The following is a 6,741-nucleotide window of genomic DNA, read 5'->3' on the forward strand; positions in this document are numbered from 1 at the left end:
CCCATCGCCATGCCGACCCCCAGGCCCATGCCCTCGCCGGCGCCGCCGGGGTTGCTCGCCGCGTCCCGGATCGCATCAGCCGCCTGGAAGCGCGCGTAGTTCTCGACGTCTCCCATGACGAACCTGACGCAACCGTTTACGTTGGCCCGTGCCACCGGGATGACGAAACAAGAGCGCAGGTGAAGCCAGAGGGCGGCAGGTGGAACATTGACCGCGCTTGCTTCGGGACGTGCAGGGTCCGCGGTCATGTCGGCCGGAAAGCCGCTCATGCCGTGGAGGCCTATGAACCGGTCGCCGGACCAACCGGCGCCCAGCACAGGAGCGCGGGCCGGGCGCCGCAAACTCCCGTGACTGCATGCCGAGGATCCCGTTGATCACGCTGACCAGGTGCGGGCGGCCGGCACCTGCTCAGTTGTCCACCATCGGGCTCTTCTCGATGATCGGAGTTTGCTCGCCATGAAGCCTCCCGAGAGACACGAGCCCTCCCCGGCCTTCTCGTGGCGGGACCGGCTCGGCCTGTGCGCCGCGGCTCTCGCCGCGCTGGTTGTGCAACTCGATTGGCTTGCGGTGAATCTTGCTCTTCCCCGGATCTCCGCTGAATTCTCTCAGTCGACCACCAACCTTCAATGGGTCATTTCCAGTTTCATGCTTGCCTTCGGTGGGCTGCTTCCCATCGCCGGACGGTTGACGGACGCCTACGGCCGACGACGCATGACCATCTACGGAACGCTCACGTTCATGGTGAGTTCCGGAATCTGCGCGGTTGCGCCGGACCTCCTGTGGTTGATCATCGGACGCGTTCTGCAGGGGGTGGGCGGAGCCTTTGTCGCTCCGGGCTCAGTCGCCATGATCTCCGGGGTCTTCGAAGGACGGCGGAAAAACGTCGCCATCGGCTTCGTGATGGGAGCGTCAGGGGCGGGGGCCGCCTTCGGCCCGTTCGTCGGAGGCATCCTGGCCGAGTTCAACTGGCGTTACGTCTTCTGCGTCAACCTGCCGGTGTGCGCCCTGGCAATCCCCTTGATCCATTGGTGCGTCAGGCCCTCCCGCGACCCTGTGGCAGCCGCGCAACGCCCACCACTGGTCAGCGCTGCTGCGGTCGTTCTCGGCTTTGTCGGGGTGACACTGGCCATCGACCGGGGTCCCACGTGGGGATGGACGTCCGCGGCGACCCTGCTGGTCGCCGGAACCGGATTTCTGCTCCTCATCGTCTTCGTGCTCAAGGAGACGAAGGGAAGCAGTCCCCTGCATGATCACGCCTTCTACCGAGACCCGGACATCCAGTTGTTGACCGCCACGGGAGCCCTGTCCGTTGTCGGCTATTCCATTCTCTGCACCTTCTCGGCCATCTACCTCGAGGTGGATCAGGGACTTTCACCCCTCGCTGCAGGTTGCCTCTTCCTGGCCATCTCCTTTCCAGACGCGCTCTTCAGTTACGCCGCGGGAAAGGTGGCCGCAAGCACCTATACCTACGTCTACCTATGCGCAGCCATGGCGATCACGGCCTTGGGAATTCTGCTGGTCACCTGGGCAGAAACTCTCGGCCTCTACGTGGTTGCCTTCATTATCTGCGGATTGGGCATCGGGCTGACGTACGGACTGACGAACTTGATGACGCAGCATCGGGTGGCGTCCGAAAAGGCTGGAGCAGCCATCAGTCTCGGCCTTGCCGCGAAAATGCTCGCATCCGCCATCGCCATCGCTCTGGCAGCCACCTCGCTGGAAGCTCTCAACAGAGGAGTCTCAGGTGCTGCAACGAACACGGGGGCATTGGAGACCATCCTCAGGGCCGCAGGGCTTTTGATCGGCTTGGGATCCCTCCTGCTCGTGCCGCGAGCGGCAACGTCCCTCCGAAGTCCGAGGAACCCCTGATGGGAAGACCGTCCCCTACATGGTTCAGAAACCCAGGCCAAGAGGGGCGACCAGTCGGACGCCGCGTCGTCCGGCGGGGGGTGTTGCCGTTGCGGGGCGGTCAAGGCGCGCATGGCGAGCACGCGCGAACTGTGACCGCGGTTGTCTTCCTGCGGCTCGGGACCCGCAATGGCATGTGGATCATCGGGCCCTGACACAGAAGAGGTCCTATGCGTTTGTGTTCACTGGCGCATGTTTGCTGTTCCCCACCATGCCATGGCTACTGCCAGGGTCAAGGTGATGTAGAGGCAGAGGAGTTTGCGCTGCAGGGTGAGGTAGCGCTTGGTATACGCCTTCTTGAGTTCTTCGCTCCGGGCGATGATGGTCCGGTACGTGTGGCGGGTGAGGGCGATGCGTTCCTCTCGGTAGAGGCGGACGATTTCCTCGTGCTGGCTGGTGGTGAGCCAGGGGAGTCGTGAGGCGAAGGCTTCCGCTTCTCGTTGAGCGATGCCGAGTTGTTGTTGGCCCAGCAAGTAGCCTTCCAGGCGGGCGATTCCTGCTTTGACTTGTCTTCTGTCAGTCATGGTCGTTCCCGGTGAGGGGCTTGGCTGTGCCTTTGCCGGGTTCCACGACGTCTCGACGCCCCACGTTGTATTCCTGGTCCGCGGCCGAGATTTGGGGGTGGTGGAGGTCGAAGGCGGGCGATTCGGAGCGGATTTTGGGCAGGGTGAAGAAGTTGTGGCGGGGTGCTGGGCATGAGGTGGCCCACTCCAGGGACCGTCCGTAGCCCCAGGGGTCGTCGACCTCACAAGTCTTGCCGTACTTGGTGGTCTTCCAGATGTTGTAGAGGAATGGGAGGGTGGACAGGCCCAGCAGAAACGCTCCGATGCTGGAGACCATGTTCAGCGTGGTGAAGCCGTCGACGGCGAGGTAGTCGGCGTAGCGGCGGGGCATCCCTTCGGCACCGAGCCAGTGCTGGACGAGGAAGGTGCCGTGGAAGCCGATGAAGAGGGTCCAGAAGTGGATCTTTCCGAGGCGTTCGTCGAGCATCTTCCCGGTCATCTTGGGCCACCAGAAGTAGAAGCCGGCGAAGGTGGCGAAGACGACCGTGCCAAAGACGACGTAGTGGAAGTGGGCGACGACGAAGTAGCTGTCGTGGACTTCGAAGTCCATGGGCGGGGAGGCGAGGATGATGCCGGTGAGCCCGCCGAGGAGGAAGGTGACGAGGAACCCGATGGACCAGAGAATCGGTGTTTCGAAAGAGAGTGAGCCCTTCCACATGGTGCCGATCCAGTTGAAGAACTTCACACCGGTCGGTACCGCGATGAGGAAGGTCATGAAGGAGAAGAACGGCAGCAGGACCGCTCCGGTGGCGAACATGTGATGCGCCCACACGGTCACCGAGAGCCCTGCGATGGCGATGGTGGCCCCGATCAGCCCCACGTACCCGAAGACCGGCTTCCGGGAGAAGACCGGGAAGATCTCGGTGACGATTCCGAAGAACGGCAGCGCAATAATGTAGACCTCGGGGTGGCCGAAGAACCAGAACAGGTGCTGCCACAGGAGAGCTCCGCCGTTCTCCGGGGCGAAGACCAGTGCCCCGAACTTGCGGTCGGCCTCGAGTACGAGAAGTGCTGCGGCCAGGACGGGGAAGGCCAGCAGCACCAGAACGGATGTCAGCAACACGTTCCAGGTGAAGATCGGCATGCGGAACATGGTCATGCCGGGGCATCGCATGCAGATGATCGTGGTGATGAAATTGACTGCGCCCAGAATCGTGCCGAATCCGGCGAGCGCCAAGCCCATGATCCACATGTCGGCGCCGATGCTGGGGCTGTGCGGCCTGGTACTCAGGGGCGTGTAGGCGGTCCAGCCGAAGTCGGAGGCGCCCTGCGGGGTGAGCAGTCCTCCGATGACAATGATCCCGCCGAAGAGGAACAGCCAGTAGGAGAACATGTTCAGCCGGGGGAAGGCCACGTCGGGCGCGCCGATCTGCAGTGGCATCACGGCGTTGGCGAACCCGGCAAACGTAGGGGTGGCGAAGAGCAGCAGCATGATCGTGCCGTGCAGGGTGAAGGCCTGGTTGTACTGCTCGTTCGACATGATCTGCAGACCGGGCCGGGCGAGCTCCGCGCGCAGCCCCAGGGCGAGCAGGCCGCCGAAGAGGAAGAAGACGAACGAGGTGATCAGGTACAGGTGCCCGATGACCTTGTGATCTGTCGTCGATGCCCAGGACACCAGGATGCGTCCGACGCTCCGGCGAGCGGTCGTCGGCGCGGTCGGTTCGGTCAGCGTGGCCATCAGTTCTCCTCGCTAGCGGAAAGGCACTCCGTAAACGACTACGGGCTGCCATCGAAACGAGGTCGCCGGAAACTTTGCGGCGAATGGGTGAAGCCCACCCTCGGCCGCGGACCCTACCGTCGTTTCAAATGCCCCGCGTCTTCGATTGGGCTGATGGGCTCAACGCGAAGTGGCAGGTTGCCGGTGCTGCGAGAAGCATGTGGACTGAAGTGGCGCCGCGCCTGCCCCCCCTTTTTCCACCCGGGAGTCCTGTGTCGTTCAATCCGCTCGAACAGTCGGGGATTCCCCTGGACCGTCAGCTGCGGAACTGGCGTGAACTGAACGTATCGCCCATTGACCCGGACCACTGCGACCCCTATACCCGGTGCCGCATCATCGCCATGAACGGCATCGAGGTGGAGGCGATCGTCTTCAGCCACCAAATGGCCCGGCACTGTCCGGATATGGAGGTCAAGCAGCAGCTCGCCCGGACCCGGTACATCGAAGCGCAGCAGCAGAAAGTCGTGAACTGGCTCCTGCCCGGTGTGGCATCCGTCTTGGAGACGACCATCGCTTACGAGCAGGTGGCGGTGGACCTCACAGCCTGGGTGGCCCGCATGGAGCCTGATCCGTACCTGAAGCAGGCCTACCAGTTCGGCATGCTGGAGGACTTCGACCACCTGTACCGGTACGCGAACCTCTACGAGGTGATCGAGCACCGGAAGGCCGAAGAGATCGTCCAGGGGCTGACGGAGGTCATGCCCGGCCGGCCGACGAAGTACCACCACCGCAATGCCGTCGACAACGTCCGCGAGCCCTACGATCGGTCGGGGACCGACCCGATCTCGAAGCTGCACGCGCTGACCATCATGGCGGCCGAGCAGCAGACCATGAACTTCTACATGAACGTCGGCCCCCAGTACATGGAACCGATCGCCCGCCAGCTCTACCAGGAAATCGGACTCATCGAGGAAGCGCACGTCACCCACTACGAGTCCCTGGTCGACCCGGGGGAGACCTGATGGGAACAGCTCGTCCACCACGAGTACAACGAGTGCTACCTCTACCATTCCTTCCTGGAGACCGAGCCCGACCCCAAGGTGAAGGCCATCTGGGACCTCCACCTGAACATGGAACTCGAGCACCTGCGCATCGCGTGCGACATGATGCGCCGGCACGACGGCCGGGACCCGGAGGAAGTCCTCGCTCCGGAGCTGCCGAACGTCGTGACGTTCGAACCGAACAAGGCCTACGTGCGGGAGCTGCTGGACACCCAGATCGACCTCACCACGCTGGGTACTGGATACGTCCGGGAAGCCCATGAGCGATTCGAGGCCATGCAGGACGCCCTGAACAACGGCGACCAGCCGCCCAGTGAACAGGTCATGACCCAGCACCGCGAGATGTTCGGCCGCGAGTACCGCTCGGAGACCGAGGGCGAGCACCCCGACCCGGCCCAGCGCTCACGCGACTGATTCCCCGGTCCTTCAAGCCGGCATTGAAGAACAGCCACCCATTCCCATCAGGAATAGGCCTCCAGGAGATTCTGTGACCGAGAATGCTGAAGAGCGACGCGACCGGCGGAGGGGACGACGTCGTCGCTCTGTTGTTGCGTCAACACGGCGACATCCGGAACCTGTTCGACGAAGTCGAGCGCGCCACCGGGGATCAGCGCCGGGACGCCTTCCACCGCTTGGTCCGACTCCTGGCCATCCACGAAACCGCCGAGGAAGAGATCATTCACCCCGCCACCCGCCACCCGCCGCCCGCCGCCCGCCGCCCGCAGCGCGTTCGAGGGCGGGGAGGATGTGGTCCGAGACCGCTTGGAGGAAGAACGGCAGGCCAAGGAGCAGCTGGCCCGGCTCGACGACATGGACCCCGGCGACCCGAAATTCATGCCCATCCTCCTGTCCCTGCGCACCTCAGTGATGGCACACGCGCGAGCTGAGGAACGGTACGAGTTCGCCCAGCTGCGACGTCACTTGGAGCCGAACCAACTCGCTGGTCTGGCCGCAGCCCTCAGGGCCGCCGAAGCAACGGCCCCGACCCGTCCGCACCCCGGAGTGGAGTCGGCGAAAGCCAACCTCGCCGTCGGCCCGATGGCGGCGATCGCCGACCGCACCCGGGACGCGGTACGCGAAGCGCTGAAGAAGAACGACTGACCCCGAATTCCCGCCCCAAGCAGGCATGAACGCGCGAAATTGGGAAGCATCACCAGATTGCGGCCGGTCGCACGAATGCTCGGAGGCCGATATTCATGGCCCCCTGCTTCTCGTTCTCCCTCTCGCCGTGCTTCTGTTCGACGCGGGGTTTGCCCTCAAGACCCTCTGGTGGTTGCTGCCACAATGCTGGTGGCCTGGTTGTTGGGCTTCGTGATACGGCCCGCAGGCCAGGCGGGCGCCAGAGCCGCAAGTACCGCTGGTAGATAAGTCAACTCGGCATGTGGGGGGTGGCGCCCAATCTCAGGCGCCACCCCCACGCATTCTGAACCGGATGAGATCCCGGGCAGCTTCACCGATCCCCATTACCTTCTTCGTGGCCCCGCAATGGGGCTCCCGGCCTCTGGAGCTGGCATGACTGGGTCCCCCTGTCGAGTGCATGGCCTGGGGGGTG

Annotated in this window: 3 protein-coding genes and 4 pseudogenes; 4 read left to right on the forward strand and 3 right to left on the reverse strand. The window is 63.8% G+C overall.

What is annotated here, in order from left to right:
- A pseudogene (locus AB0M26_RS30960) lies at positions 1-269 on the reverse strand (hypothetical protein); the annotation flags it as partial.
- A 187-nt stretch (positions 270-456) separates the two neighbouring features.
- On the opposite strand from AB0M26_RS30960, the gene AB0M26_RS30965 reads away from it, so the two are divergent.
- Positions 457-1,869 carry an MFS transporter gene (locus AB0M26_RS30965; RefSeq protein WP_365266197.1) on the forward strand — a complete coding sequence of 471 codons (1,413 nt, stop codon included), beginning with the start codon at positions 457-459 and terminating at the stop codon, positions 1,867-1,869.
- A gap of 221 nt (positions 1,870-2,090) precedes the next feature.
- On the opposite strand, the gene AB0M26_RS30970 is transcribed toward AB0M26_RS30965, so the two are convergent.
- Together AB0M26_RS30970 and ctaD are read right to left on the reverse strand one after the other, a co-directional pair.
- Positions 2,091-2,432: a hypothetical protein gene (locus AB0M26_RS30970; protein WP_365266193.1), complete on the reverse strand. Its 342-nt coding sequence runs from the start codon at positions 2,430-2,432 to the stop codon at positions 2,091-2,093.
- A complete protein-coding gene (ctaD, locus tag AB0M26_RS30975) occupies positions 2,425-4,149 on the reverse strand; it encodes a cytochrome c oxidase subunit I (protein ID WP_365266195.1) in 1,725 nt (574 codons plus the stop codon). Before ctaD ends, AB0M26_RS30970 begins: the two co-directional genes overlap by 8 nt.
- A gap of 251 nt (positions 4,150-4,400) precedes the next feature.
- Here ctaD and AB0M26_RS30980 point away from each other — a divergent pair.
- The 3 pseudogenes from AB0M26_RS30980 to AB0M26_RS30990 all read left to right on the forward strand — a co-directional run bounded on the left by AB0M26_RS30980 (position 4,401) and on the right by AB0M26_RS30990 (position 6,553).
- Positions 4,401-5,603, forward strand: a pseudogene (locus AB0M26_RS30980) (hypothetical protein).
- Positions 5,604-5,686: 83 nt separating this feature from the next.
- Positions 5,687-6,290: pseudogene (locus tag AB0M26_RS30985) on the forward strand (hemerythrin domain-containing protein).
- 91 nt (positions 6,291-6,381) lie between these two features.
- A pseudogene (locus AB0M26_RS30990) lies at positions 6,382-6,553 on the forward strand (hydrophobic protein).
- Positions 6,554-6,741: the final 188 nt, after the last annotated feature.

Origin of the sequence: Streptomyces sp. NPDC051776, assembly GCF_040681345.1 — a bacterium.
GTDB lineage: Bacteria > Actinomycetota > Actinomycetes > Streptomycetales > Streptomycetaceae > Streptomyces.